General features: G+C 69.2%; 25 protein-coding genes. 14 read left to right on the top strand and 11 right to left on the bottom strand.

Annotation, left to right across the window (positions count from 1 at the left end):
• Positions 1 to 23: 23 nt before the first annotated feature.
• Complete coding sequence (gene proC / locus OG817_RS41655; RefSeq protein WP_406050513.1) at positions 24 to 827, bottom strand: pyrroline-5-carboxylate reductase; 804 nt, start codon at positions 825 to 827, stop codon at positions 24 to 26.
• 54 nt (positions 828 to 881) lie between these two features.
• Positions 882 to 1,811: a proline dehydrogenase family protein gene (locus OG817_RS41650; protein ID WP_406050512.1), complete on the bottom strand. Its 930-nt coding sequence runs from the start codon at positions 1,809 to 1,811 to the stop codon at positions 882 to 884.
• A 215-nt stretch (positions 1,812 to 2,026) separates the two neighbouring features.
• Here OG817_RS41650 and OG817_RS41645 point away from each other — a divergent pair, with 215 nt between their 5' ends.
• Complete coding sequence (locus OG817_RS41645) at positions 2,027 to 3,061, top strand: DUF695 domain-containing protein (RefSeq protein WP_396392571.1); 1,035 nt, start codon at positions 2,027 to 2,029, stop codon at positions 3,059 to 3,061.
• Between the two features lie 37 nt (positions 3,062 to 3,098).
• Here OG817_RS41645 and OG817_RS41640 read toward each other — a convergent pair whose 3' ends face one another.
• Genes OG817_RS41640 through OG817_RS41615 form a run of 6 tightly spaced genes read right to left on the bottom strand, consistent with a single transcriptional unit; the run spans position 3,099 to position 7,616 of the window.
• A complete protein-coding gene (locus tag OG817_RS41640; RefSeq protein WP_406050510.1) occupies positions 3,099 to 3,836 on the bottom strand; it encodes an ABC transporter permease in 738 nt (245 codons plus the stop codon).
• Positions 3,833 to 4,555, bottom strand: coding sequence for an ABC transporter ATP-binding protein (locus OG817_RS41635; RefSeq protein ID WP_406050508.1), 723 nt, complete (start codon positions 4,553 to 4,555; stop codon positions 3,833 to 3,835). The genes OG817_RS41640 and OG817_RS41635 overlap by 4 nt, the downstream gene beginning before the upstream one ends.
• Before the next feature lie 49 nt (positions 4,556 to 4,604).
• Positions 4,605 to 5,192: an HD domain-containing protein gene (locus OG817_RS41630; RefSeq protein WP_406050507.1), complete on the bottom strand. Its 588-nt coding sequence runs from the start codon at positions 5,190 to 5,192 to the stop codon at positions 4,605 to 4,607.
• On the bottom strand, positions 5,192 to 5,830 hold the full coding sequence (locus OG817_RS41625; RefSeq protein ID WP_396392577.1) for a TetR family transcriptional regulator: 639 nt from the start codon (positions 5,828 to 5,830) through the stop codon (positions 5,192 to 5,194). Before OG817_RS41625 ends, OG817_RS41630 begins: the two co-directional genes overlap by 1 nt.
• Positions 5,827 to 6,678: a sugar phosphate isomerase/epimerase family protein gene (locus tag OG817_RS41620; protein WP_360449739.1), complete on the bottom strand. Its 852-nt coding sequence runs from the start codon at positions 6,676 to 6,678 to the stop codon at positions 5,827 to 5,829. Before OG817_RS41620 ends, OG817_RS41625 begins: the two co-directional genes overlap by 4 nt.
• Before the next feature lie 5 nt (positions 6,679 to 6,683).
• Positions 6,684 to 7,616, bottom strand: coding sequence for a Ppx/GppA family phosphatase (locus OG817_RS41615; RefSeq protein WP_406050506.1), 933 nt, complete (start codon positions 7,614 to 7,616; stop codon positions 6,684 to 6,686).
• A gap of 84 nt (positions 7,617 to 7,700) precedes the next feature.
• Here OG817_RS41615 and OG817_RS41610 point away from each other — a divergent pair, with 84 nt between their 5' ends.
• Entirely contained in the window at positions 7,701 to 8,441 is a 741-nt protein-coding gene (locus OG817_RS41610) for a hypothetical protein (RefSeq protein WP_396392580.1), read from the top strand.
• On the opposite strand, the gene OG817_RS41605 is transcribed toward OG817_RS41610, so the two are convergent.
• Complete coding sequence (locus tag OG817_RS41605) at positions 8,434 to 9,384, bottom strand: NAD-dependent epimerase/dehydratase family protein (protein WP_406050505.1); 951 nt, start codon at positions 9,382 to 9,384, stop codon at positions 8,434 to 8,436. The two genes, OG817_RS41610 and OG817_RS41605, sit on opposite strands and share 8 nt — an antisense overlap.
• A 76-nt stretch (positions 9,385 to 9,460) precedes the next feature.
• On the opposite strand from OG817_RS41605, the gene OG817_RS41600 reads away from it, so the two are divergent.
• From OG817_RS41600 to OG817_RS41590, 3 genes are read left to right on the top strand one after another with little or no spacing between them, the layout of a single operon-like run.
• Complete coding sequence (locus OG817_RS41600; protein WP_396392582.1) at positions 9,461 to 10,093, top strand: VOC family protein; 633 nt, start codon at positions 9,461 to 9,463, stop codon at positions 10,091 to 10,093.
• A 56-nt stretch (positions 10,094 to 10,149) separates the two neighbouring features.
• Positions 10,150 to 10,497: an ArsR/SmtB family transcription factor gene (locus OG817_RS41595; RefSeq protein WP_406050503.1), complete on the top strand. Its 348-nt coding sequence runs from the start codon at positions 10,150 to 10,152 to the stop codon at positions 10,495 to 10,497.
• Positions 10,494 to 10,973, top strand: a complete 480-nt coding sequence (locus OG817_RS41590; protein WP_406050502.1) for an SRPBCC domain-containing protein — start codon at positions 10,494 to 10,496, stop codon at positions 10,971 to 10,973. The genes OG817_RS41595 and OG817_RS41590 overlap by 4 nt, the downstream gene beginning before the upstream one ends.
• Here the strand turns inward: OG817_RS41590 and OG817_RS41585 are convergent.
• Together OG817_RS41585 and OG817_RS41580 are read right to left on the bottom strand one after the other, a co-directional pair.
• The gene (locus tag OG817_RS41585; protein WP_406050501.1) at positions 10,970 to 12,376 is read right to left on the bottom strand and encodes a WS/DGAT/MGAT family O-acyltransferase; all 1,407 of its coding nucleotides are present in this window, start codon (positions 12,374 to 12,376) and stop codon (positions 10,970 to 10,972) included. The two genes, OG817_RS41590 and OG817_RS41585, sit on opposite strands and share 4 nt — an antisense overlap.
• 135 nt (positions 12,377 to 12,511) lie before the next feature.
• Positions 12,512 to 13,939: a beta-N-acetylhexosaminidase gene (locus tag OG817_RS41580; protein WP_406050500.1), complete on the bottom strand. Its 1,428-nt coding sequence runs from the start codon at positions 13,937 to 13,939 to the stop codon at positions 12,512 to 12,514.
• 98 nt (positions 13,940 to 14,037) lie between these two features.
• On the opposite strand from OG817_RS41580, the gene OG817_RS41575 reads away from it, so the two are divergent.
• The 9 genes from OG817_RS41575 (at position 14,038) to disA (ending at position 25,135) form a co-directional block, all read left to right on the top strand.
• Positions 14,038 to 15,267, top strand: coding sequence for an MFS transporter (locus tag OG817_RS41575; protein ID WP_406050498.1), 1,230 nt, complete (start codon positions 14,038 to 14,040; stop codon positions 15,265 to 15,267).
• A gap of 4 nt (positions 15,268 to 15,271) precedes the next feature.
• The gene (locus OG817_RS41570; protein WP_406050496.1) at positions 15,272 to 15,967 is read left to right on the top strand and encodes a class I SAM-dependent methyltransferase; all 696 of its coding nucleotides are present in this window, start codon (positions 15,272 to 15,274) and stop codon (positions 15,965 to 15,967) included.
• 103 nt (positions 15,968 to 16,070) lie between these two features.
• The gene (locus tag OG817_RS41565) at positions 16,071 to 16,634 is read left to right on the top strand and encodes a hypothetical protein (protein ID WP_406050495.1); all 564 of its coding nucleotides are present in this window, start codon (positions 16,071 to 16,073) and stop codon (positions 16,632 to 16,634) included.
• Positions 16,635 to 16,728: 94 nt separating this feature from the next.
• Positions 16,729 to 17,883, top strand: coding sequence for an ABC transporter substrate-binding protein (locus OG817_RS41560; RefSeq protein ID WP_406050494.1), 1,155 nt, complete (start codon positions 16,729 to 16,731; stop codon positions 17,881 to 17,883).
• Positions 17,883 to 19,655, top strand: a complete 1,773-nt coding sequence (locus OG817_RS41555; protein WP_406050492.1) for a sugar ABC transporter permease — start codon at positions 17,883 to 17,885, stop codon at positions 19,653 to 19,655. The genes OG817_RS41560 and OG817_RS41555 overlap by 1 nt, the downstream gene beginning before the upstream one ends.
• Entirely contained in the window at positions 19,652 to 20,971 is a 1,320-nt protein-coding gene (locus tag OG817_RS41550) for a hypothetical protein (RefSeq protein ID WP_406050490.1), read from the top strand. The genes OG817_RS41555 and OG817_RS41550 overlap by 4 nt, the downstream gene beginning before the upstream one ends.
• Before the next feature lie 34 nt (positions 20,972 to 21,005).
• Positions 21,006 to 22,406: a DNA repair protein RadA gene (gene radA / locus OG817_RS41545; protein WP_406050489.1), complete on the top strand. Its 1,401-nt coding sequence runs from the start codon at positions 21,006 to 21,008 to the stop codon at positions 22,404 to 22,406.
• A 514-nt stretch (positions 22,407 to 22,920) separates the two neighbouring features.
• The gene (locus OG817_RS41540) at positions 22,921 to 23,859 is read left to right on the top strand and encodes a beta-ketoacyl-ACP synthase III (RefSeq protein WP_406050487.1); all 939 of its coding nucleotides are present in this window, start codon (positions 22,921 to 22,923) and stop codon (positions 23,857 to 23,859) included.
• Positions 23,860 to 24,079: 220 nt separating this feature from the next.
• The gene (disA, locus tag OG817_RS41535) at positions 24,080 to 25,135 is read left to right on the top strand and encodes a DNA integrity scanning diadenylate cyclase DisA (RefSeq protein ID WP_393381159.1); all 1,056 of its coding nucleotides are present in this window, start codon (positions 24,080 to 24,082) and stop codon (positions 25,133 to 25,135) included.
• The last annotated feature ends 48 nt before the right edge of the window (positions 25,136 to 25,183 follow it).

Genomic DNA, 25,183 nt, shown 5'->3' with positions numbered 1-25,183 from the left:
TAACGCCACCGGTAGCAGAGGTGTTACTCGGCGGCCAACGCGCGCGAACGGTTGCGCGCGGCCTCGATCGCGGACAGGAACGCGGCGCGGACCTTGTGGTCCTCCAGTTCGCGGACGGCGGCGGCCGTCGTACCACCCGGAGACGTCACCCGCTCGCGCAGTACGGTCGGGTGCTCGCCGGTCTCCCGCAGCAGCTTCGCCGAGCCCACCACGGTCTGTACGACGAGCTCCGTAGCGGTCCCACGCGGCAGACCCATGTGCACGCCGGCCTCGATCATCGCCTCGACGACGAAGAAGAGGTACGCCGGTCCGGACCCGGAGATCGCGGTCACCGCATCCTGCTGCTTCTCCGGCACCCGGATCACCCGTCCCGTCGCGGCCAACAGGCCCTCCGCCAACTCCAGATGGCTCTCGTCGCAGTGCGCACCACGGGAGATCGCCGCCATGCCCTCGTCGACCAGCGCCGGCGTGTTCGGCATGACGCGCACCACGGCCACACCCTCAGGCAGCCGGGACTCGATGAACCCGGTGGTGATCCCGGCGGCCAGCGACACCACGGTCTGCGACGCCCGGACAGCGGGGGCGATCTCGGCGAGCAGATCCGCCATGTCCTGCGGCTTCACCACCAGTACCAGGGTGTCAGCCTTGGCCGCCGCGTCCACGTTGGTCACCACGTCGACGCCGTACCGCTCCCGCAGCTCGGCGGCACGCTCCTCCCGGCGCTCGGTGATCAGGAGCTCCTGCGGTCGCCGCCCGGCCCGAATCAGCCCGGACAGCAACGTCTCCCCCATCACACCGGCCCCGAGAATGGCCACCTGACTAATCATGGCCAACACACTACTGATCCGGGCCGCCCGGGGACCCGAGCGCCCACCAGCCGGTTACTTCTTGCTGATCAGGGAGCGGGCGAAGAACTGGAGGTTGGCGGGACGCTCGGCCAGGCGGCGGACCAGGTAGCCGTACCAGTCCTCGCCGTACGGGATGTAGATGCGCATCGTGTGGCCGAGGCCGGACAGGCGGAGCTGCTCCTCGGGGCGGATGCCGAACAGCATCTGGTACTCGTAGCTGCCCGGCTGCCGGTTGGCGCGGTCGGCGAGCGAGCCGGCGATCGCGATCAGCCGCGGGTCGTGCGACGCGATCATCGGGTAGCCGGCGCCGTTCATCAGGATCTTCATCGCCCGGACGTACGCCTTGTCCACGCCGCGCTTGTCCTGGTACGCCACCGACTCGGGCTCCTTGTAGGCGCCCTTGCACAACCGGACCCGGGAGCCGGCGTGGGCGAGGTCGCGGCAGTCGCCCTCGGTCCGGCGCAGGTACGCCTGCAGCACCGCACCGGTCTCCGGGAAATCCTGGCGCAGCTCGCGCAGGATGCCCAGCGTGGAGTCGGTGGTGGTGTGGTCCTCCATGTCGAGGGTGACCGTCGTACCGGCGTTGCGGGCCGCGAGGCAGATCGTCCGCGCGTTCTCGAGCGCGATCTTCTCGCCGTCGCCCGGCAGCGCCTGGCCGACCGCGGACAGCTTGACCGAGACCTCGGCGTTCTTGGTCAGGCCGGCTTCGGCCAGTTTGCGGAGTACGTCGAGGTACGCGTCCGCGGTCGCGGTCGCCGCGGCCAGGTCGGTGACGTCCTCGCCGAGGTGGTCGAGGGTGACGTTCAGGCCGTTGCTGACCAGCTTCTCGGTGGCCAGCACGGCCTCCGGCGCGGTCTCACCGGCGACGAAGCGCGCGACGATGCCACTGGACACCGGGAGCGACGAAACCGCCTTCTTGATCTGGGGGCTGCGGGACATGCCCAGCAGGACTCGCCGAAGCACTACGTGTTCCTCCTCATCGACCCACCCGGCCCCATCTGCCAGTGGTGTCAGCAGGCTACGCGGCTGAACCTGAGGCTCGCGAATCGTGTGGCAGGCACCACACCACCGGGGTCACTGGTTCGGTCACCGGTCACTGCTGACGCCGGGTCGGTGACAGTACGTCGCCATCCCGGAATCACGGCCGGACGCACCCATGACCGGGAGAGGATGCGTCCATGCCCATCTTCAAGCGTCGCAAGCGGACTGCCGTGGAGGCCGACCCGATCGGCGCGTTCTGGTCCTGGTGGAGCGAATCCGGTGCGGCGCTGGTGGCCGATGCGATCGCACGCCAGGTGCCGGCGGACCTGAGCGACGTACTGACCGATCTGATCGCGCGGATCGATCCGGATCTGGAGTGGGAGCTCGGTCCTGGGTTGCACGCCGAGCACGTACTGATCGTCACGGCGGCCGGGAACCCGAGCCGCCGTGCTGTCGCGCGACGCTGGCTGCGGGCCGCGCCGCCGTCGGACCGGACCTGGGAGTACGCCGACCTGCGGCGGCCGGGGCCTGCGTTCACGATCAGGTTCGACGGGCTGCCGCCGATCCCGATCGACGAGGCCGTGGTTTCGATGGAGCCGGATTCGTCGGCGATCCATGTCGGCGTACATCATCCGGCGTTTCCCGAACTGCCGGTGGATGTGCAGCGGCGGGTGACGTTCCTGATGCTCGATCTCGTGCTGGGCGAGGAGATGGTGGAGACCTGGGTCGGGGCGATCGACACGTTGGTCGAGGCGCCGGCGGACGCTGTGCCGATCGAGACGCTGCTGCCCGCGGTTGCCGCGTTCGCCGCTGATCACACCCTGGAGGACGGGAGTCCGGCGTGGAAGATGCTCGAGGGGACGCGTGACGGGCATCGGTTGATCGCCACGGCGGAGTACCCGTTGCGGTCCATCCGGAGGCCGCACCTCGACACTCACGTCGCGGTCTCGATCCGCTACCCCGTGGTGCGCGACGACGGGCTGCCGGAGTCGGAGATGCTGGATGAACTGCGCCACTTCGAAGACCATCTGACCGACCGCCTCGGTGGCTCCGGCAATCTGATCGCCCACGAGACCTCAGCCGGGACCCGGACCCTCCACTACTACGCCGACGGCACCACTCCCGCCGGCGCTCAACTCCAGGCCGCCACCACCGGCTGGCCCCACGGCCAGGTCTCCGTCGAGGTCACCGAGGACCCCGCCTGGCACAACGTCTCCCACCTCGCCGGATGACCGGAGGCTGAGGAACGACGACCACTGGGTGTACTCCTCAGGCGGTGCGGCGTTTCAGGGTTGCGGCGCCCAGGGCCAGGGCGGCGAGGATGAAGGCGGTGACCACCAGGGCGTCGGTGCCTGCGCCGGCGCCGAAGCCGTTGCCTTGGGCAACTCCGGTGACGGCGTCGACGGCGTACGACAGGGGCAGTACGTCGCTGACGGCGTGCAGCACGCTCGGCAGTTGGTCGCGTGGGAGGAGGAGTCCGCAGAGCAGGATCTGCGGGATCATGACGGCCGGCATCATCTGGACCGCCTGGAACTCGGTCGCCGCGAACGCGCTCGCGAACAGGCCGAGCGCACTACCGAGCACGCCGTCGAGAACCGCGACGACTCCGAGCTGCCAGGCGGCACCCTCGATGCTCAGGTCGAGGGCGTAAAGCGCGATCGACACCACCACGAGGGCCTGGACAACCGCGATCAGGGCGAACGCCAACGCGTAGCCGAGCAGGAAGTCCACCTTCGCCATCGGCATCGTGAACAGCCGCGCCAACGTGCCGCTGGAGCGCTCCCGCAGCGTCGCCACCGAGGTCACGATGAACATGATGATCGCGGGGAACACCGCCAGCAGCGGCCCGCCGACGCGGTCGAAGGTGGTGGGTGAGTCGATGAACATCCACCACATCAGGCTGACCAGCAGCGCCGGCAGCACGATCAGCATCGCCACCGTGCGGTGGTCGCGGCGCAACTGGGCGAGCACCCGGGCGGCGACGGCGAAAGTGACCCGGGGCGTCATCGCGCACCTGCCTTCTGCTCGATCAGGGTGAGGAACGCCTGCTCGATGTCGTCGGTGCCGACCGATTCGAGCAGGGCTTGCGGGGTGTCGTCGGCGAGCAGTTCACCGTCGCGCATCAACAGAAGGCGATCACAACGCGAAGCCTCGTCCATCACATGACTCGAGACGAGCAGGGTCGCGCCGGCATCGGCGAGCCGGTGGAAGAGGTCCCAGAGATCCCGTCGGAGAACGGGATCCAGGCCGACGGTCGGTTCGTCGAGGACGAGGAGCTCGGGGTCGCCGAGGAGTGCGGCGGCAAGCGACGCCCGCGACCGTTGCCCACCGGACAACCGATCGACGCGTACGTCGGCATGCGACCGCAGATCGACCGCGTCGATGACCCGGCCCACGTCGTCGGCCGGGACCCCCAGCACCGCGGCGAAGAAGCGAACGTTCTCGGTCACGCTCAGATCCCCATAGACGCTGGGCTCCTGGGTGACGTACCCGATCCGGCCGCGCAGCTTGGGCGCGCCGGCGGGCAGCCCGAGGACGGAGACCTCGCCGGTGACCTTGGCCTGGAGACCGACGATCGCGCGGATCAGCGTCGTCTTGCCGCAGCCGGAGGGACCGAGCAGCCCGGTCACCGTCCCGGTCCGGAGGTCGAACCCGACCCCGTGCAGGACCTCCCGGTCGCCGCGCACCACCACGACGTCCCGGCAGCCCACCGCATTTTTCATCATGTGATGAATTTAGCGCGGAACCACACGCTTGGCAACAACCAGGGCTCCCTCAGATCACCGCGTATCCGGTGGCCGCACTCAGCGACGCCAGCTCCGGATCGCCGTAGCGGTGCCTCAGGTCGGCGAACGCGATCGCCTTGTCCTCACCCCACCGGCGGACGGCGATCACGTACGACGCGCCGCTCACGAACACCGGTGGAGTCCGCTTGCTGTGGAACTTGTCGGCGTACATGACCAGCTCCTCCTCCCGCGTCTCCGCCACGTAGTCGGCCGCCGGGATCGGCAGGCATTGCCGCAGTACGTCGTCCCGCGTGATGCCGACCCCGCTGTGACGGGAGCAGAACCGGCTGATCGTCTCCGCAAACCCGAGACCCGCCAGCAAGTCGTGCCCGAGTACGCCGTGCCGCACATAGTCCGCTGTGTCGAGCACACCAGCCGTGTAGAGACGGTAGACGCCGATGTCGTGCAGAAGCGCTCCGGCGCGGACCAGATCGGCGTCGACGTCCAGCGACAGGAGGTACTGCGAGGCGAGCTGACAGACGATCCGGCAGTGGTCGTACACGGACTCGAAGGCGTCGCGGGTAGGCGCGTGCTCGCGATGTAAGGTCTCGATCTCGCGGTCCGTCGGGATCTGCATCAACCGGTCAGGTGAAGTTGCAGGACAGGCCCGAGCCGGTCGATCAAGGTGGCAAGGTCGACGGACGCGACCGGCTCGAGCTCGATCAGGTAGCGCGCCATCGCGAGCCCGATGAGCTGCGTCGCGACCAGCGTGACGCGAAGCTGCGCGTCGGGTACGTCGAGCATCTTGGAGACCGGCTGAATGATCATCCGGGTGATGCCCTCGCGCATGATCCGGGCCACCTCGTCGCTGCTCACCACACTGCGAACGATCGCCTTCATGCGCTGCTGACCTTCGGCCGATTCCCAGACGCCGAGGAACGCGGTCGCGATCCGGCGGCCGAGTTCGTCGCGCGGACCGTCGATGATCCGCGCGGCGATCCGGCGCGGGTCGACCGGGATGGCCATCGCCTCGATGAACAGCTCGTCCTTGCTGTCGAAGTAGTGGTGCACCAGAGCCGCGTCCACCGCGGCCTCCCGGGCGATCGCGCGGATGGAGGTCGCCGTGAAGCCCTTGTCCGCAAAAGATTCCCGGGCCGCGCGGAGGATTTCGCCGCGGGTGTCCGGGCCGCCGGGACGGCGCCCCGCCCGCCCGGTGGTCGTCGTACGGGCCGCGCCGGACTCCGCCGTACCGCCGGATCCGCCGCGGGCGTTCACGACGTGAGCTCCGAGATCTCGCCCTGGGGAGTGACCGCGAACGACGACCGGCGCGACGTCCGGACGAAGTGCTTGCGGGTGAAGTCGAGCGACTCGACCAGGTCGACCTCGCGCTCGGACCGGCTGGTCGCGCGGCGGGTGTTGATCTCGATGATGATGTGGCCGCGGAAGTCCTGGTTCGCCAGGCCGGCCAGCAGGTCCGCGGCCCGTTGGGTGCCGCGGCCGGGCACCAGGTGCTCGTCCTTGGCGGAGCCGGTCCCGTCGGTCAGGTGGATGTGGGTGAGGCTCCGGCCCATCGTCGCGGCCAGCTCGACGCAGTCCTGCTCGGCGGTCGACGAGTGCGACAGGTCCAGAGTGGTGTGCGCGTAGTCCTGCTCGGTCGGGTCCCAGCTCGGCGCGTACGCCTGCAGGCCCTTGCCGGGCGCGCGCCACGGGTACATGTTCTCGACCGCGAAGACGACGCCGGTCTCGGCTTCGAGCCGGGCGATCCCCTCGACGAACCCGCGCGCGTAGTCCCGCTGCCAGCGGAACGGCGGATGGACGACGACCACGTCGGCGCCCAGATCCTTCGCTGCCTCGGCGCTGCGCTCGAGCTTGCCCCACGGATCGGTCCCCCAGACCCGCTGGGTGATCAGCAGGCAGGGTGCGTGGATCGCGAGCACCGGCAACTGGTGGTAGTCGACCAGCCGCGAGATCGCGTCGATCTGGGTGCTCAGTGGGTCGATGCCGACCATCACCTCGACGCCGTCGTACCCGAGCCGGGCGGCCAGCTCGAACCCGCTGGCGGTCGACTCGGGGTAGACGGAGGCCGTGGACAGGCCGATCTTGGCGGTCGTACTGGGGTTCATCTGGTTCACCGCGGTTGCAACTGGTCGAGCCGGGACAGGATGACACCTTCCCGCAGCGCCCACGGGCACACTTCGAGGGAGGGCAGGTTGAACAGATCCATCACGGCGTCGGCAACGAGCGCCCCGGCGACCAGCTGCGACGAGCGGCCGATCGAGACCCCCGGCAGTTCGGCCCGCTCGGCCGCGGCCATCTTGGTCAGCTTCGGCGTCCACTCGGCCAGATCGTCGCGGCTGAGCGCGCGCGACACGTACGGCCCGTCGTCGGACGGCGCCGCACCGCAGATCCGCGCCAGCGACCGGAACGTCTTGCTGGTCGCTACCGACCGCTGCGGCTTGCCTGCCCGCAGTACGGGCCCGGCCACAGCGGCCATCTCCATCCGGATCCGCTTGCGCAGTGCCCTGACCTCATCCTTGCCCGGCGGGTCCTGGGACAGACCCTCCCGGGTCAGCCGACCGGCCCCGAGCGGCACGGACACCGCCACGGTCGGCTCCTCGTCCGACCCGGCAGCGATCTCCAGCGAACCGCCGCCGATGTCGAACACCGCCAGGCGGCCGGACGACCAGCCGAACCAACGACGTACCGCCAGGAACGTCAGCCGGGCCTCGTCCTCGCCGCTGAGCACCTGCAGGTCGACCTCGGTCTCGGCGCGGACCCGGTCCAGCACCTTGTCGCCGTTGGGCGCCTCCCGCAGCGCGGACGTGGCGAACGCGAGCACCGACTCGCAACCCTTGTCCTCGGCCAGTTCGGCGGCTTCCTTCACGAACGACACCAATCCGTCGGACCCGGACTGGGCGATCTTCCCGTCCTTGTCCAGGTGCTCGGCCAGCCGCAGCTCGGTCTTGTGCGAGTACGCCGGGTACGGTGCGGCACCACGATGCGCGTCCACCACCAGGAGATGGACGGTGTTGGATCCCACGTCGAGTACGCCGAGCCGCATACCAACACGCTACTGGACTGCGGGAGTACCGCGCGTCGGCGTCTGCATTCACTGTCTGTGCGCCGGGGCGCGTACGCTTTCCAGGTGCCTGAGGTTTCTCTCGATTTCCCCCGTGCCTGGGTCGAGTTCATCGACCCCGACGATCCCGACCAGGTGTTCCGTTGCGACCTGACCTGGCTGACCTCCAACTGGACCTGCATCTTCGGCGGTGGCTGCCGCGGCATCTACAAGGGCCGGCCGAACGACGGCTGCTGCACCCTCGGAGCACACTTCTCCGACGATGACGACGAGAAGCGGGTCAAGCAGTACGTCAAGGAGCTGACCAAGGACGACTGGCAGTTCCGCAAGGAGGGCCGGAAGAACGGCTGGGTCGAGACCGACGACGACGGCGACCGCAAGACCCGCGTCTGGGAGGGTGCCTGCATCTTCCTGAACCGGCCGGGCTTCGCCGGTGGCGGCGGTTGTGCGCTGCACGGGCTGGCGCTGAAGAAGGGCGTGCACTTCGTCGAGACCAAGCCGGACGTCTGCTGGCAGTTGCCGATCCGCCGGACCTTCCGCGAGGTGGAGCGCCCGGACGGTACGACGTACACCGAGGTCGGCATCGGCGAGTACGACCGGCGTGGCTGGGGACCGGGTGGACACGACCTGGACTGGTACTGCACCGGCAACACCGAGGCGCACATCGCCGTCGAGGCGGTCTTCGAGTCCAGCCGGGTCGAGCTCCAGACTTTGATGGGCCACAAGGCGTACGACGTACTCGCGGATCTGTGCCGGCAGCATCTGGAAGCAGCCCGGCCGTTGCTGCCCCACCCGGCGTCTAAGTGATCTTGCCGTTGTCGACGAGCCACTCGATGCCGGACAGGGCAGCCTCGATCGCCGAGTAGCGCGGGCGGAAGCCGAGCAGTCTGGCGGCCTTCGCCATCGAGCAGTTCGGGCTGTGCGCGACGTGGTCCCACATGGCTCCCGCGTCCCGCTCCGACAGTTGCTCGCGCAGTTGGCCGATCGGCAGGAAGCCGAGCCGGGCCTCCTGGCCGAACCAGTCGGCGACCGCGTGGGCGTAGCCGCGCAGCGTCACCGCATCGCTCGCGACCACGTGGAAGCTCTCGCCGATCGCGGTCGAGCGGCTGGCGATCGCGGCCAGGAAGATGCCGGCCACGTCGTCGGCGTGCACCGGGTTGATCGTCTCCAGGCCGAGGTTCGGCAGCAGCAGGTCGTGGCCGTGGGCGAGCTTCTCGTACACCTCGAGGTTGAAGGTGGCGGCTGGTGTGATCGGAGCCCAGCCGGGACCGCAGATGTGGCCGGGGTGGATGATCGTGGCGGGCAGGCCGGTACGGCGGGACTGGTCGAGCAGATAGCGCTCGATCGCCGCCTTCTGGATGCCGTAGTCACCGAACGGCCGGCGCGGCGCGTCCTCCGTGGTCGGCACGGTCATGCTCGGCCCGTGCACCCAGATCGTGCCGCAGTGCAGGAGGTGCTGGACCTTCCCGTGCACGGCCTCGACGAGCTGCTTCGCACTGTCTTCGGTGAAGCAGATCAGGTCGATCACGAGGTCCGGCTCGAGCCCGGCCACGCGCTCACCGAAGGTGCCTGCGGCATCTTCCGCGGCGCGGTCGACCTGGACCAACTCGACCTGTTTCCAGCCGCCATCGCTCTGGTACGGCGACCGTTCGCCACGACTGAGCACGGTCACTTGATGCCCGAGCCGCACGAGCTCCGGGACCAGGTAAGTACCGATGTGGCCAGTTCCTCCGATGACGACCGTACGCATGGTGCAGAGCTTAGAACGTGGCCCCGACACACCCCGGGGACCACGAGTGTCGGTGGGTGGGGACACAATGACTGGCATGCGTCTGGATCATCTGTCGTACGCGTGCGGCCCTGACGGCTGCAAGGCCACGCTCGAGCGGTTGTCCGCGCAACTGGGGGCGGAGTTCGTGGACGGCGGTGTGCACCCGCGCTTCGGCACGGTGAACCACATCCTGCCGTTGGAGAACGATCGGTACATCGAGGTCGTCGACGTGCTCGACCACCCGGCCTCGGACAAGGCGCCGTTCGGCCAGGCGGTCCGTGCCCGCAAGGAGCTGGGCGGCGGCTGGCTCGGCTGGGTGGTGGCGGTCCGCGACATGGCCCGGATGGAGCAGCGCCTCGGCCGCGAGGCGGCGCCCGGCAACCGGCACCGCCCTGACGGGGTGAACCTAACCTGGCGGCAGATCGGCGTGAAGGGCCTGATCGCCGACCCGCAACTGCCGTTCTTCGTGCACTGGGACGACCTCACCGAGCACCCGTCGGTCGGCGGCAAGGGCGTCAGACTCACTGCGCTGGAAATCGCCGGCGACCCCCACCGAGTCACCGACTGGATCGGCCACCCCGCCGACCACCTCCTCGACGACCTGGACGTCGCCTGGGTCGGCCCCAACGGCCAGCCCGGCCTGGTAGCCGCCGTCTTCCAGACTCCCAACGGCGTCGTCCGCCTCTAGCACCATCCGCGGCTTGTGGTTGACCGGGGTTTGTCGCCGGGCTAACGTACAACCAAATGGTTGTAGATGGTGGTGTCGTCGACGGGTTGCTGGCGGCGTTGGCGGATTCGACGCGGCGCGACATCGTGCGGCGGTGTCTGGTGGAAGAGGCGTCCGTGTCGCGGTTGGCCGAGGCGTATCCGATGAGTTTTGCGGCGGTGCAGAAGCACGTCGCGGTACTGGAGCGGGCCGGGCTGGTGACCAAGGAACGCAGGGGGCGCGAGCAGCTGGTGCGCAGTGAAATGGACGCCGTACGGCGGGCCCGGGACGCTCTCGACCAACTCGAGGCGATCTGGCGTGGTCGCGTGGACCGGATGACGGACCTGCTGACCGAGAGCACACCGGAGCGAAGGGACAACACATGAGTGTCACGAGCGTTGACAAGGACTTCGACGCACTGACCCTGACCCTGATCGCGGATTTCGCCGCGACTGTGGAGCAGGTGTGGGAGCTGTGGGCGGACCCGCGGAAACTCGAGCGGTGGTGGGGCCCGCCGACGTACCCGGCGACGGTGATCGAGCACGACCTGACGCCGGGTGGCGAGGTGTTCTACTACATGACCAGCCCGGAAGGCGAGAAGTTCCACGGCCGCTGGCAGATCGTCGCCGTCGACCCGCCCGCGGCGATGGAGTTCGTCGACTCGTTCGCCGACTCCGAGGGCAACCCGGCCGCGGGGATGCCGGCGACCACCACGCATCTGCACCTCGGCGCGTACGACGACGGCACCCGGATGGAACTGCGGGCCGCCTTCGGCACCCGCGAGCAGATGGACCAACTCATCCAGATAGGGATGGACACCGGATTGGAACAGGGCGTCAGCCAGATGGACGCCTTGCTTTAGTGGATGTTCTCGAGGTCGGCGAGTGAGACCTCGAGCTGCGTCAGCAGCCGTTGCAGGTGCGGGACAGTCCGGCGGCAGCCGGTCAGGCCGAAGTGCAACTGGTGGTCGTAGCTGGTGACGCTGATGTTGAGCGCCTGGCCGTTGAGCACGATGCTGGCCGGATACATGCCGAGCAGGCGCGACCGGTTCCAGTACAGCGGGCTCTCGGCCGGGCCGGGCACGTTCGAGATGACGACGTTGTACGGCGGCGTCGTACGGCCGGCCACGCCGGGGAGAACCGCCGCGGGACCGGCGACGCCGAACCCGAGAGCGCCGACCAGCAGTCGCTGCAACGGACTGAGCTCGGACAGCACGCCTTTGGCATACGTGGTCGAGGCGATGATGCGGCGGATCCGCTGTTCGGGGTCCGCCTCGTCGGTGGCGAGGTCGGCAATCAAGGTGCTCAGCGCGTTACCGCCGCCGGGCGCGTCCGCCTCGCCGCGCAGGGAGACCGGCACCATCGCCGTCAACGCCTTGTCCGGAAGGGCGTTCAGCTCGAGCAGATAGTTGCGCAAGGCACCTGAACACATCGCCAGCATCACGTCGTTCAGCGTCGCCCCGGTGATCGCGCGGACTTTCTCCAACCGTTCGATCGGCCACGACTGCGCCGCGAACCGGCGCGCTCCGGTGATCGGCTGGTTGAGGATCGTCCGCGGCGCCTGGAACGCGACCGAGGAATGCTCCGCCTGCACAGTCCGGAGCAAACTCTTCAACCCGACAGGCGTAAGACCGGCAAGATCAGCCAACACCCTGACGGTGTTGACTGGCAGGCGACCGACCGCTGTCAACAACCCGGTTGACGGGATCGCCCCCGGAGCAGACGCCGGGAGGGCGAAGGTGGCGGGCATGCCAGTTGTGCCGGGGCTGGTGGTGAGGGTGTCCTGCATCCAGCGGAGGGCGGTGACGCCGTCCAGCAGCGAGTGGTGGATCTTGCTGTAGAGAGCGAATCGCCGGCCCTCGACGCCCTCGATGAGGTGCATCTCCCACAGCGGCCTATGCCGGTCCAGCAGTGTCCCGTGCAGGCGGCTGGTCAGCTCGAACAGTTCGCGGAACCGTCCCGGACGCGCCAGTGCGGACAGCCGCACGTGGTACTCGAGGTCGATGTCGTCGTCCTGCTCCCACGACCAGTAGCCGAGGTCGAGCGCCCGGTTCCGCACCCGCCGGGCGAACAGTGGATTCACCGCCGGCGCCGCGACCATGTCGTGGTACAGCTGCGACAGGTAGTCCCGAGACCCTTCCGGGAACACGTGGTCCCGTCCGGCGCCCTCAGGCAGCTCGAACACCATCAACCCGCCGACGTGCATGGGCTGCTCACGGCTCTCACCGAGCAGGAACATCGCGTCCAGCGGTCCCACCGCGGTCATGGTCCCTCCCGCTCCCGACCTGGGATCCCCGACGCTTCATCGTCGCCATCGGGGCCCGGTCCGTCTACCCCTGCCCACAGCGCTTACGGAGATTTTGTTCTCCCGTCAGCAACTGAAGCAGAAGCACCTGCGACCTCAGTCGAGAGGACGGTAGTTCACGCCGATGCGCTCGATGCGGGCCAGGTGGGGGCGGAGGCGGGTGAGGAATTCGTCGTACGACGACGTCCGCGGGGAGCCCCAGGCGCGTTCGGCGAAAGCGGACAGGCGCGGCAGGAGCATGTAGCCGACCTGCTGCTCGTCCGGCATGTACTCGGTCCAGATCTGGCACTGGGTGCCGACGATCAGGGCCGCCTCCTCCTCGGTGAGCGAGGCCGGGATCACCTCGAAGTCGTAGACCTTCTCCAGCGGGATGAAGTTGCCGATCGCGAGCGGCTCGGTCGCCGGGTCGCCCTGGTAGTAGTCGAAGTACACCGACTCGCACGGCGCCATCACGGTCTGGTGGCCGGCCTTCACCGCGACCTCACCGCGCTGAGCGCTCCGCCACGCCATGATGACCGCGTCCTTCGGGCAGTCGGTCTCGACCATCTCGTCCCAGCCGACCAGCCGGCGGCCCTCCTCGGCCAGCACCGACGCGACCTGCTCGGTGAACCAGCCCTGCAACTGCCCCGGCTCGGTCAGCCCGAGCTCGGCCTGCCGCTTCTGCGCCTCCTCCGAGACGCCCCACTGCACCGACGGGCACTCGTCGCCGCCGAGGTGGATGTACGGACTGGGGAAGATCTCCAGCACCTCGCGCAGCACGGTCTTGACGAACTCGACGGTCGCGTCGTTCACGTTCAGTACGTCGTCGCTGATGCCCCAGTACTGACGGACGGTCAGCTGGGTGTCCGGGTTGTTGCCGAGCTCCGGGTACGCCGCGATCGCGGCCTGCATGTGGCCCGGCAGGTCGATCTCCGGGACCACGGTGATGCCGCGCTCGGCGGCGTACGCGACGATCTCGCGCAGGTCGTCCTTGGTGTAGAAGCCGCCGTGCCGCTGCCCGTCGTACTCGAAGTCCTTCTGGCCGCGCGACATCTTTCCGACCATGGTCTCGTCCCGCCACGCGCCGATCTCGGTCAGCCGCGGGTAGGCCTCGATCTCGACCCGCCAGCCCTGGTCGTCGGTCAGGTGGAAGTGCAGCGTGTTGAGCCGGTGCAGGGCGAGCACGTCGATGACCTTGAGCACGAACTCCTTCGGCATGAAGTGCCGGGCGACGTCCAGCATCATGCCCCGCCAGGCGAACCGTGGCGCGTCGGCGATCCGCACCGCCGGCACCGCGACCTTGCCGTCCGCGGCCGGCTCGGCGGCGTCCAGCAGTTGCGCGTACGTCGACTCCGCGTGCCGGAGCGCGTCCTCCGAGCCGGCCGACAGGCGGGCACCGTCCGCGGTCACGTCGATCCGGTACTCGGTCTCGCCGAGGTTCTCGACCACGTCCCGGATGGCTTCGCCGGCGGGATCCCCGCTCACCCACTGGCCTTCGTCGACGGTGAGTTCACGCGGGGCAGGGACGATCGCGATGTCGGGCATCCGGAACTCCAAGGCAGGGGGTGGAATTACGTCAGGACGATTCTATAAGCGAGCATATCGAGCTGCCTTACCGGTCAGCTTGATGAGAAGGTGAGCCCGTGACCGCAGACACCAGACCCGCCGAGCTGCAACGAACGACGCTGCGGGTGCTCGTGGTGAGCAACGTCGTGGGTGGCGTGGCGGTCGCGAGTGGGTTCGCGGTCGCGGGATTGCTGGCCGAGAGCATCTCGGGGTCCACGTCGATGGCCGGACTGGCCGCGACGTCGACCACTCTGGGCGCCGCGATGCTCGCCGTACCGCTGGCTGGGCTGGCCAGGACGCGCGGCCGGCGGGTGTCGTTGGCGGTCGGCTACCTGATCGCTACAACCGGTGCGCTCCTGAGCATCGTGGCAGCCCAGATCGACTCGCTCGCACTGCTCCTGCTGGCCGGCTGTCTGTTCGGCAGCGGGTCCGCCTCCAACCTGCAGTCCCGGTACGCCGCCACCGACGCGGCGGACCCAGCACACGTCGCCCGCTCACTGTCTTTGGTCGTCTGGGCCACGACGATCGGCGTGGTCGTCGGGCCGAACCTCACCGGTGTCGGCGGCGCTGTGGGTACGTCGCTCGGAGTCATGGCACTCGCCGGCCCGTACATCTTCTCGGTCATCGCCTTCGCGATCAGTCTGGCCACGGTGTGGTTCGGGCTGCGGCGGCTGCACCAGAGCACCCCCAGAGCCAAGGTCGAACGGCAGCCACTCGCCTCCACGTTCCGGACCGTGATGTCGATCCCCCATGCTCGGCTGGGTTTGCTCTCCATCGCGGTCGCCCATGCGGTGATGGTCGGAGTCATGTCGATGACATCGGTGCACCTGCGCCACCACGGCGCTTCACTCACCATCGTCGGCTTCGTCATCAGCGGTCATGTGGCCGGCATGTACGCCCTCTCCCCCGTGATGGGCTGGATGGCGGACCGCCTCGGCCGCATCCCGACCATCGGCATCGGCCTGGCATTGCTTGCTTCAGCCATGACAGTGGCGGCGCTGGCTCCGGACGGCGCACACGGCCTGACCGCGGCCGCACTGGCCTTGCTGGGACTCGGTTGGTCGGCCTGTCTGGTCGCAGGCTCCACACTGCTCACCCGCTCGGTGCCGGCGGACATCCGCACGTCGGCTCAGGGCCTGTCCGACCTGACCATGGGTGCATTCGCCTCGATCGCCGGTACGGCAGCCGGCCCGATCCTCGCCGTACTCGGCTTCCACTGGCTCGCCGTCCTCTGCGGGATGCTCCTGATCCCGATCGCACTCCTGGCCGCCACGACCAGACCAGTGCCGGCAGCAACTAGTGTCTAGCGGTGTGAGCATCGCGGAAGGTGGGATTCCGAGTCCCAACATCTGGCATCACCCGAAGGTCTACGAGGTCGAGAACCGGGCCGTCGATCCTGGCGGGGTGATCGAGCCGGCCATGCGGGCGATCCGGGACTGGGGCGGCGCGACGCTGCTCGACATCGGATGCGGCACCGGGTTCCACCTGCCGACGTTCGCGGCGACCGCGGGCCGGGTCATCGGAGTCGAGCCGCATGGTGCACTGGCCGACGCGGCCAAGCGCCGTACCAAGGACCTGCCGAACGTCGAGGTCCGGCAGGGTACGGCGCAGCGGCTGCCGGTGCTGGACTCGACGATCGACGTGATGCACGCGCGCTGGGCGTACTTCTTCGGGCCGGGCTGCGAACCGGGGCTGGCCGAACTGGACCGGGTGATGCGGCACGGCGGGACCGCGTTCGTGATTGACAACGACGGGAGCCGGTCGACGTTCGGGCGCTGGTTCACCGAGTCGTACCCGAAGATCAAAGCGGCAGAGGTGGAGGCCTTCTGGACCGCGCGCGGCTGGCAGCGGACGCAACTCGACATGGGCTGGCGGTTCGAACGCCGGGAGGACCTCGAGGCGGTGATCCGGATCGAGTTCACGCCGGCCGACGCGGAGCGGATCATCGCATCGCATGCGGGGGTCGAGGTCGACTACGCGATCAACCTGTGGAGCCGGACCTTCTGAACCTCTTCTGAAACGACACCCGGACGGCCCTGCGAACCGACCTCCACTCCCCATAGGGTTGACGAACCACTCGACGGGTCTTCTGGGGAGGCGCCAGCCAGGGATGGACGGTCTGCTGCTCGAACAGGTCCCCGGCTTGCCGGAGAAGGTCCGGATCGACGTAGGCGAGCAGCGAGCGCTGGTGATGCCGTCGGCCGCTGCGGCACGCCGGCTGGTCGATGTACTGACCGGTGCGGACGATCCACCGGCCGATGCAGTCGTGAAGATCGGCGATCCGGTCCGGTTGGTGCCTGCCGAAGGGGGACTGCTGCCACACCTGACGGTGCTCGGCAACATCGTCCACGGCCACATCGTGAGGCACCGCGTGACCCGCAAGGCCGCGGAGGAGGAGAGCCTCGTCACCGCAGGAGACTGCGGACTGGACGACGTACTGGATCGCTATCCGCACGAGATCACCCCAGGCCGTCGCCGGCTGGCCGGTGTGGCCCGTGCACTCCGCGCACACCCGAGGCTGATCGTGCTGGAGGACGCAGCCGGCCTGCCGACGTGGGGATCGCTGCTCCGGCTTCACCACCCGCCCGAGGAACCACCCCCTGAGCTGTACGGAGCCGCAGTGCTGCTGATCACCACCGACTCCGGCCGTACGACGGGCTTCCGCGATGCCTAGTAGCCGCAGAGCGTTCCTGGGAGCCGCCGCGACGCTTATGGTCGCGGGCTGTTCGAACGACGTGCTGGGACTCCGGCGCAGTGTGCGGGTGGCGGTGAGTTGGAGCGGTCAGGAGCTGCACGCGTTCCACGACGTACTCGACGGTCTGGGCAAGCTGGACTATCCGGTGGAGGTCGTGCCGCTGGGCGACGACATCTCGACTGCGTTCGGGGCCCGCTCCGGGCGGCGGCCGGACATCGTGATGCTGCCGCAGCCCGGACTGGTCCCGCGCGAACGCAACGAGCGCAACGACCTCCAGGCCATCCCGGACGAGGTGGCGGACCCCGGCCGGGCACGACTCTGGAAAGACCTGCTCGTGTACGACGGCAAGACGTACGGCGTCCCGTTCAAGACGGCACACAAGTCAGCGGTCTGGTACCGGCCCTCGGTGTTCCGGGAGGTCGGTGTGGAGCCGCCACAGCTCTGGTCGGACTGGCTGACGCTGAACAAGACACTGTCGGATGCAGGTGTCCGGCCACTCTCGCTGGCCGCGGGCGATGGGTGGGTGCTCACCGACTTTCTCGAGAACGTCCTGCTGGGCATAGCGCCTGCCGTCTATGCAGGGCTGGCGACAGCGACGGAGCCGCGGCCGTCACGACGACCCGAGTTCGCCGCAGCCCTTCGTTTGCTGGGATCCATGTGGTCCGCTCCGGGTGCGCTGGCCGGCGGTGTGAAGCGCTCACTCGTGCAGCAGTTCCCGGACGCGATCGTCGAGGTGTTCGGCCATCGCCGTGCCGCCATGGTGTTGGCGTCCGACTTCGCTGAGCCGGTAGTGCGTTCGTTCGCGGCCGATCCGGACGACATCGGAGTGTTCACGTTCCCCGCACTCGCGCCGGGCGCCGCCGCGCCGGTCGTGGTCGGAGGCGACGTGATGGTGCTGCCGAAGCCTTCCAGCGACGACGCGGTCGATCTGGTCCGCCGCCTGTCCACACCGACCGCGGTGGACCCGTGGATCAGACAGGGCGGCTTCCTGGTCGACGGACGGGTGTCGGGCTACTCCCCCGAGCTGACCAGGCTGGCCGAACAACTGACCGCGCCGAACGGACTTCTCCAGTTCGACCTGTCCGACCAACTCGGACCCGTTGGTGGCATCAACGGACTGTGGCGAGTGCTCACCGACTTCCTGATCAGGATCGGCGATCGCGGCAGTGCCGTCGTACCGCGGGCTGTCGATGACGCGGTGAACGAACTGCGTGAGGTGGAGAGCTGATGGGCTTGCAGACGAACGGCCTGTCACTGGAGATCGTCGGCCGCGAGGTGAGCGGCCGTCCCGTGGCCGGCAAGCCGCGGCGACCGGCCGGACCGTATCTGTTGGGGCTCCCCGCACTGTTGCTCAGCTGCCTGCTGCTGATCCCGATCGGGGTGACTGTGGTGGCGGCGTTCCGGACCACCAGCGGCTTCGGGTTCGGCAACTTCGCGGTGATGGGCGACCCCGGCGCATTGCGTGCCGTAGGCAACAGTCTGGCCTGGGTGCTGGTCGCGTTCACGCTGGTCGTGGTCGGGTTCTTCCTTGCCCTGTTGAGTTATCGGCTGCCCGGCCTGACGTCGTTCCTGCAGCCTGCGCTGGTGATCCCATTTGCGGTGTCCGTGCTGGTGTCGGGCGCGACGTTCCGGTTGATCTTCGACCCGGCACCGGAGCGCGGCACGGTGACCGCGGTCTGGACGCGGCTGTTCGGCACGAGCCCGGTGTGGCTCGGCCCCGGCCTGTTCTGGCTCGTACTGGTGTCCGCCTTCGGCTGGACCTGGCTCGGGTACGTCGTCTCGCTGTTCCGCGCCGGCCTGGACGCGATACCGGACGACGTCACCCGCACGATCGCCGCCGAGGGTGTCACCGGCTGGCGACGACTGTTCGCGTTGGAGATCCCACTGCTCCGGCCGATCACCGGTGTAGTGACGCTGACCCTTGTCATCGCGGCGGTTCGGGTCTTCGACCTGGTCCTGATCGTCGTACCTGGTTCCATGCAAGGCTCCGCGGACGTGCTCGGCCTGAACTGGTGGCGTGCGAACGCGAATGGAGCCGACTCGGGGCGCACGGCGGCGCTGGGTGTGGTGCTGTTCGCGATCGTGGCAGCTGTCGCCGTGATCGGCGTACGCGGCCTGCGCCGACGCCGCTGGGCGATGCCGGTCTCTGTGGTGACTCCGGATCCGACGCTGGGCCGTCCGAAACCCAGCAAGCTGGTACGCCGCTTCGGGTGGATCGTCGGCTTCGCAGTCAGCCTGGTGTGGATCTTCCCTGCTGTGGTGCTGGTCGCCACTGCTCTCCACTCCCCACGCGAGGCCGGTCTGCACGGGTGGTGGTCGGTGTCCGGTCTCGGCTTCTCGTCGTTCAGTGCTGCCGCGAACATCGGGCTGTTCCGGGCCTTGCTGTCGACAGTCCTCATTGCCGGCGCAGCCACAGCAGTTCTCCTGGTGATCGCCGTACCGACGGCCTATCTGGTCGCGTGGGGCGGTCTACCGCAGTGGCTGGGCCGTGTGGTGATGGCCGTGTTCGTCGTACTCGCGGTGACCCCGGTTCAGATGTACGCCGCTCCGTTGCAGGATGCGATCGGTGCAGCGGGGTTGGCCGGGTCGCGGATCGCGTTGGCACTGGTCCATGCGGCCGCCGGTCTGCCGTTCGCTGTCCTGCTCCTGCGGTCCGCGTTCGCCTCTGCTCCACCGGCCCTGGTTTCTGAGGCATTGCTGGGTCCTGCGCGACAGAGCGCCGTACTGGCAACGGTGCAGCGGACCTATCGGCCGGCGTTGATCGCTGTGGCGGTGCTGGAGTTCGCACTGGTGTGGAACGACTTCATCGTCGGGTTCCTGATCAGTGGTCCTGGTACGACGCCGTTGTCGCTTGTGTTGTGGGGCGAGGCTCGGCAGTTCTCCGCGTCCAGCGGGACTGTCGCTGCTGCCGCTGTGGTCGCGTCTGTTGTGCCCGCCGTACTGATGCTGACGTTCTGGCAGAAAGTGGTGCGTGGACTGACCGCAGGGAGTCGGCCATGACACCTGGCGACCAGCAACCGAAGCCGGAGAACAAGCCGCGCCCCGGCAGGCGGCGGGGTGACTTCTTCGGGATCAGCGCACTCGCCTCGGCGTTGCTGTCCGGTCTTGCGGGCGAGCGGTTGTCGCAGAGTCTCGACAGCGGCGGCTGGGTCCGTGTGGTCGGCCTGTCGCTGACCTTCCTGTTCCTGCTCATCTGGGCGGCGTACTACGCGCCGACCGTGCTGGCGGCGTACAAGCGACGGCGGCAGGAGGCTGTCGCAGTCGTCGCGGCGCCGGAGCTGCGCGCAGCGGCGGAGGAGGCCGAGCAGTGGATGATCGCGCTCGGCTCCGACACCGGCGGTCTGGCGGCGGCCGAGTGGTACTCACTGAACGAGCCGCAACTGCGCGAACTCCTGCAGGCCGAGAAGCCACGCGAAGGCATCGCGGACGACTTCGCCCGGATCTGCGACGCACTGGAGGTCTGGTACCTGCGCCGGTCCGAGCCCCTCCCGTTGCTGGAGCTCAGCGAACTCCTGTCGGCCGTTGCCGAGGCATGCGGCCGCCGCGATCTCGCGGAACTCGCTGCGGCTCGCGAGGCGACGGCGTACCGACTGCTCGGTGATCTGGAGAGCGCGACCACACGGCTGGGCGTCTCGGACAACGTGGCGACCCACAGCCGGACCGCGGCGGCGCTGACGACTCGCCGGCAGGTCGAGCGGGCGCTGCTGCACCTGGCCCGCGCGGAACAGTCGCCGGCGGGCAACGACCGGGTCGAGGCGGTGCTGAACGCGCGGGACCGGTTGGACGACGCGCGCCTCAACCGGCCGGGCCCTGACCTGGCTGCCGAGGTGGCGATCCTCATCAACCGCGCGATCGTGAACCTGTACCAGCTGGAGCCGGAAGAGGCACTCGACCAGCTCCGGCCCGCCGTCGCACGTGCCCGCGCGGCCGGCGACATCAGCGGCCAGGCACACGCGTCCGAGCTCATGGGGGTAGCGGCCTGGATGCAACGCAGTCCGCACGAGGCCAAGCGGATGTGGCGACATGCGGAACACCTCTACTCGGAGATCGACGAAAGCGAAGGCCGCGCCCGGTGCCTGCAGCACCTCGGATCGGCCGAGGTCGTGGCCGGCCGGAAGAAGCAGGCCCGGGCGTTGCTCGAGCGAAGCGCCGACCTCCGGACGTCGGAGAGTGAACTGCTGACGAAGTACCTCGAAGCCGCGCAGGAGGACGGTCAGCCGCCCGAGGTCGACGACGACGGTGGGGCCGGGGTCACGGCCAGCCGGATCCGCCGGCTGCTCGACCGGGTCCGGGATCACTTCACGCTCAGCCGCTGACGTTTTGTCGGCGGGTTCGCCTAGGTTGTTCCGCATGGCGAAGGTGACGGGGACGACGAAGGCGAAGCCGCAGTTCGCGTGCACCGAGTGCGGGTGGACCTCGGCGCGCTGGATCGGACGCTGCGGTGAATGCCAAGCCTGGGGCACGGTCGCCGAGGTCGGCGCGCCGAAGGCCTCCCGGATCAGCGCCGGGCCGGTGTCGTCGCCGGCCATGCCGATCGCGAAGGTCTCGGTCATCGAGGCCGAGTCCCGCCCGACCGGCATCGCAGAGCTCGATCGCGTTCTCGGTGGCGGCGTCGTGCCGGGCGCCGTCATCCTGCTCGCCGGCGAGCCCGGGGTCGGCAAGTCGACGCTGCTGCTCGAGGTCGCCGCGCAGTCGGCCCGCCGCGGGCAGCGCACGCTCTACGTGTCGGGTGAGGAGTCGGCCGCCCAGGTGCGGCTGCGAGCCGGCCGGACCGATGCGCTGGTCGACGAGCTGTACCTCGCGGCCGAGACGGACCTGTCCGCGGTGGTCGGCCAGGTGGACGCGGTCGAGCCGACGTTCCTGGTGATCGACTCGGTGCAGACAATGGCGCATCCCGAGGTGGACGGCGCTCCCGGCGGCGTGACCCAGGTGCGTGAGGTCACCGGTGCGCTGGTGCGGCTGGCCAAGGAGCGGCACATCGCCGTCGTGCTCGTCGGCCACGTCACCAAGGACGGGGCAATCGCGGGCCCGCGGATGCTCGAGCACCTGGTCGACGTCGTCCTGGCCTTCGACGGCGACCGGCACTCCGGGTTCCGGATGGTGCGAGCGACGAAGAACCGGTTCGGTCCGTCCGACGAGGTCGGCTGCTTCGACATGGTCGACACCGGAATCGTCGAGGTGAGCGATCCGACCGGCCTGTTCGTCTCCGAGCACGCCGAGCCCGTCGCCGGGACGTGCGTGACCGTGATGATGGAGGGCCGCCGGCCGCTGCTGGCCGAGGTCCAGGCGCTGGTCGGCCCGTCCGCCGCGCCACAGCCGCGGCGGACCACCTCCGGACTCGAGTCGTCCCGGGTCGCGATGGTTCTCGCCGTCCTCGGCAACCGGGTCGGCCTCAAGCTGACCGACCAGGAGGTGTACGTCGCCACCGTCGGAGGCGTGAAGATCACCGAACCGGTGGCCGACCTGGCCGTCGCGATCGCGGTCGCGTCCTCGGTGATGGACCGCCCGATCCACCCCGGCCTGATCGCGATCGGCGAGGTCGGGCTGGCCGGTGAGGTGCGCCGCGTCGGCGGTCTGGAGAAGCGCCTCGCCGAGGCCGCCCGCCTCGGCTTCACCAAGGCGATCGTCCCCGCCGACGTCCCCAACCGCGGCAAGGATCTCAAGCCGATGGACATCCAGGCCAAGTACGGCCTGCGCACCTTCGCCGCCCCCGACCTCCCCTCCGCCCTCCTGGCCGCCGGCCTCACCTGACACCAACCCCGCGCGCTCTCCCTCTCTCCGTCGCCGCGCTTCCCGCCGGCCTGGGGACCACGCCACCCCGCGTGTCCGCAGACGGTCCACGTGTTCCCGGGCGTGCGGCTCCACGTTTCTCTGGGCGGGACCTCGGCGTACAGCTCGACAGGAGGTCTGTGCTCCGCGGGCGCGTGCTCCAACGGTGCCGTGTGCTCATCAGCCGGCATTCGTTGGACACCTCCTGTCGAGCTGTACGCCGCCAGCCACTGCGCGCTGGGCAGCGGGCCCGGCGCGGCCTCGCGCGCGATGGCGGACGCGGCGGCGGCCAGGACCTGGCGGGCAAGTCGGCGTGGAGGGGTGATAGGGGGTTGTGGGGCGGGGGTGTGTCCCTGCCCACAAGATCCGGTAAGGGATGAGACGCGGGCTGCCGGGGCGCGGTCGACGGAACGTAGTCTTGAGGCGCCCCCGCCGGGTTCAGTGCTGAACCTGGGATACCGCCCGGCGTTGCCGGATGACCTCAGGAGCACTCGAGATGACCGGATCCAGAGTTGTCGCGCTCGGCCACTATCAACCGGAGCGGGTGCTCACCAACGACGAGCTCGCCACCATGGTCGAGACCAGTGACGAATGGATCCAGAGCCGGGTCGGGATCCGCGAACGCCGGATCGCCGCGCCCGACGAGAGTGTCGACGAGATGGCCTGGCGTGCGGCCGACAAGGCCGTGGCCAACGCGGGCCTCGACAAGGACGAGATCGACTACGTCGTGGTCGCCACCTGTACGGCGATCGACCGTTCACCGAACATCGCCGCCAGGGTCGCGGCCCGCCTCGGCCTCGGCAACCCGGCCGCGATCGACGTGAACACCGCATGCTCCGGCTTCGCCTACGCACTGGCGATGGCCGACCAGGCCATCCGCGCCGGCGACGCGACGAAGGCGCTGGTGATCGGCGTGGAGAAGCTGAGCGACTGGACCGACTGGACCGACCGCACGACCTGCGTGCTGATCGGCGACGGTGCCGGCGCGGCCGTGGTGGTCGCGAGCGACGAGCGCGAGGTCGGTCCGGTGGTCTGGGGCTCGGTGCCGGAGATGTCGGACGCGGTCCGGATCGAGGGCCGCGAAGGCCCGTTCCAGCAGGAAGGCCTGAGCGTCTTCCGCTGGGCCACCACCCAGCTGCCCGAGATCGCCCAGCAGGTCTGCGCGAAGGCCGGGCTCAAGCCCGAGGATCTCGGCGGCGTGGTGCTGCACCAGGCCAACCTGCGCATCATCGAGCCGCTCGCGAAGCGACTCGGCGCGACCAACGCGGTGATCGCCAAGGACGTCGTCGAGTCCGGCAACACGTCCGCGGCGAGCATCCCGATCGCCCTGTCCAAGCTGGTCGAGAGGCGCGAGATCCCGTCCGGCGCGCCGGTGCTGCTGTTCGGTTTCGGCGGTGGTCTGTCGTACGCCGGCCAGGTCATCCGCTGCCCCTGACGCGGCAGACGCCGTACCGCGGAAGGTCGGGTTTCACGCGGGGAACCGGAACTGCACGGTCCGGATGCACGGGCGGCTGCACGCGCACGGGCGAACACCGTCGCGACCTGACCTGCCGAGCGACCGGTCGCCGGGTACTTCGGCGCGAACGCAGCGGCGTGACCGCATAGACTCAGGTTCCGTGGCTCCGAATTCCGACAAGAACAGCACCGGCGCCCGGATGCGCGCGACCCTCGCGGCGGTGGCACCGGGTACCGAACTGCGCGAAGGCCTGGAACGGATCCTGCGCGGGCGTACCGGCGCCCTGCTCGTCCTGGGTCACGACAAGACCGTCGACTCGATCTCGACCGGCGGCTTCGAGATCGAGGTCGAGTTCACCGCGACCGGGCTGCGTGAGCTGAGCAAGATGGACGGCGCGATCATCCTCGACCGCGACGCCACCCAGCTGATCCGCGCCGCCGTGCACCTGATGCCCGACCCGTCGATCCACACCGATGAGACCGGCACCCGGCACCGCACCGCCGACCGGGTCGCGCGGCAGACCGGGTTCCCGGTGATCTCGGTGTCGCAGTCGATGCACATCATCGCGCTGTACGTCGACGACCAGCGCTACGTGCTCGAGGACTCCGGCGCCATCCTGTCCCGCGCCAACCAGGCCCTGGCCACTCTGGAGCGATACAAGCTGCGTCTCGACGAGGTGTCCGGCACCCTGTCCGCACTGGAGATCGAGGACCTCGTCACGGTCCGGGATGTGGCCGCTGTCGCGCAGCGGCTGGAGATGGTCCGCCGGATCGCCACCGAGATCGACGGGTACGTCGTCGAGCTCGGGACCGACGGCCGGTTGCTCACCCTGCAGCTGAACGAGCTGGTCGCCGGTGTCGCCGGCGAACGTGAGCTCGTGGTTCGCGACTACCTGCCGCCGGCCGCGGGCCGCCGGCCCAAGACGGCCGACGACGTACTGCTCGAGCTGGATGCGGTCAGCCCCACGGATCTGCTCGACATCGGCCAGGTCGCCCGGGCCCTGCAGCTGGGTGGCGCCGAGCAGCTCGACGCCGCCGTCACCCCGCGCGGCTACCGCCTGCTGGCCAAGGTGCCGCGCCTGCCGGGCGCTGTCATCGACCGGCTGATCGATCACTTCGGCCACCTGCAGAAGTTGCTGGCGGCAAGTATCGACGACCTGCAGACGGTCGAGGGCGTCGGCGAGAACCGCGCCCGCACGGTCCGCGAGGGCCTGTCCCGGCTGGCCGAATCCAGCATCCTCGAACGCTACGTCTGACCATTTGCCACCAAGCGCCCCCCGGCTCGTGACCGAGCCCGGGGGCGC

Origin of the sequence: Kribbella sp. NBC_00889, assembly GCF_045207705.1 — a bacterium.
GTDB lineage: Bacteria > Actinomycetota > Actinomycetes > Propionibacteriales > Kribbellaceae > Kribbella.
The sequence above is the reverse complement of the archived record's forward strand: the minus strand, read 5'-3'. Positions and strand labels throughout refer to the sequence as shown.

What these genes read in the sequence shown, in the direction of transcription:
- OG817_RS41605 (WP_406050505.1), bottom strand. Translation starts at nt 9,384, where the DNA reads ATGCGTACGGTCGTCATCGGAGGAACTGGCCACATCGGTACTTACCTG.
- OG817_RS41555 (WP_406050492.1), top strand. Translation starts at nt 17,883, where the DNA reads ATGGGCTTGCAGACGAACGGCCTGTCACTGGAGATCGTCGGCCGCGAG.
- OG817_RS41645 (WP_396392571.1), top strand. Translation starts at nt 2,027, where the DNA reads ATGCCCATCTTCAAGCGTCGCAAGCGGACTGCCGTGGAGGCCGACCCG.
- disA (WP_393381159.1), top strand. Translation starts at nt 24,080, where the DNA reads ATGCGCGCGACCCTCGCGGCGGTGGCACCGGGTACCGAACTGCGCGAA.
- OG817_RS41550 (WP_406050490.1), top strand. Translation starts at nt 19,652, where the DNA reads ATGACACCTGGCGACCAGCAACCGAAGCCGGAGAACAAGCCGCGCCCC.
- OG817_RS41630 (WP_406050507.1), bottom strand. Translation starts at nt 5,192, where the DNA reads ATGCAGATCCCGACGGACCGCGAGATCGAGACCTTACATCGCGAGCAC.
- OG817_RS41640 (WP_406050510.1), bottom strand. Translation starts at nt 3,836, where the DNA reads ATGACGCCCCGGGTCACTTTCGCCGTCGCCGCCCGGGTGCTCGCCCAG.
- OG817_RS41590 (WP_406050502.1), top strand. Translation starts at nt 10,494, where the DNA reads ATGAGTGTCACGAGCGTTGACAAGGACTTCGACGCACTGACCCTGACC.
- OG817_RS41540 (WP_406050487.1), top strand. Translation starts at nt 22,921, where the DNA reads ATGACCGGATCCAGAGTTGTCGCGCTCGGCCACTATCAACCGGAGCGG.
- radA (WP_406050489.1), top strand. Translation starts at nt 21,006, where the DNA reads ATGGCGAAGGTGACGGGGACGACGAAGGCGAAGCCGCAGTTCGCGTGC.
- OG817_RS41600 (WP_396392582.1), top strand. Translation starts at nt 9,461, where the DNA reads ATGCGTCTGGATCATCTGTCGTACGCGTGCGGCCCTGACGGCTGCAAG.
- proC (WP_406050513.1), bottom strand. Translation starts at nt 827, where the DNA reads ATGATTAGTCAGGTGGCCATTCTCGGGGCCGGTGTGATGGGGGAGACG.
- OG817_RS41585 (WP_406050501.1), bottom strand. Translation starts at nt 12,376, where the DNA reads ATGACCGCGGTGGGACCGCTGGACGCGATGTTCCTGCTCGGTGAGAGC.
- OG817_RS41615 (WP_406050506.1), bottom strand. Translation starts at nt 7,616, where the DNA reads ATGCGGCTCGGCGTACTCGACGTGGGATCCAACACCGTCCATCTCCTG.
- OG817_RS41580 (WP_406050500.1), bottom strand. Translation starts at nt 13,939, where the DNA reads ATGCCCGACATCGCGATCGTCCCTGCCCCGCGTGAACTCACCGTCGAC.
- OG817_RS41595 (WP_406050503.1), top strand. Translation starts at nt 10,150, where the DNA reads ATGGTTGTAGATGGTGGTGTCGTCGACGGGTTGCTGGCGGCGTTGGCG.
- OG817_RS41565 (WP_406050495.1), top strand. Translation starts at nt 16,071, where the DNA reads ATGGACGGTCTGCTGCTCGAACAGGTCCCCGGCTTGCCGGAGAAGGTC.
- OG817_RS41620 (WP_360449739.1), bottom strand. Translation starts at nt 6,678, where the DNA reads ATGAACCCCAGTACGACCGCCAAGATCGGCCTGTCCACGGCCTCCGTC.
- OG817_RS41635 (WP_406050508.1), bottom strand. Translation starts at nt 4,555, where the DNA reads ATGATGAAAAATGCGGTGGGCTGCCGGGACGTCGTGGTGGTGCGCGGC.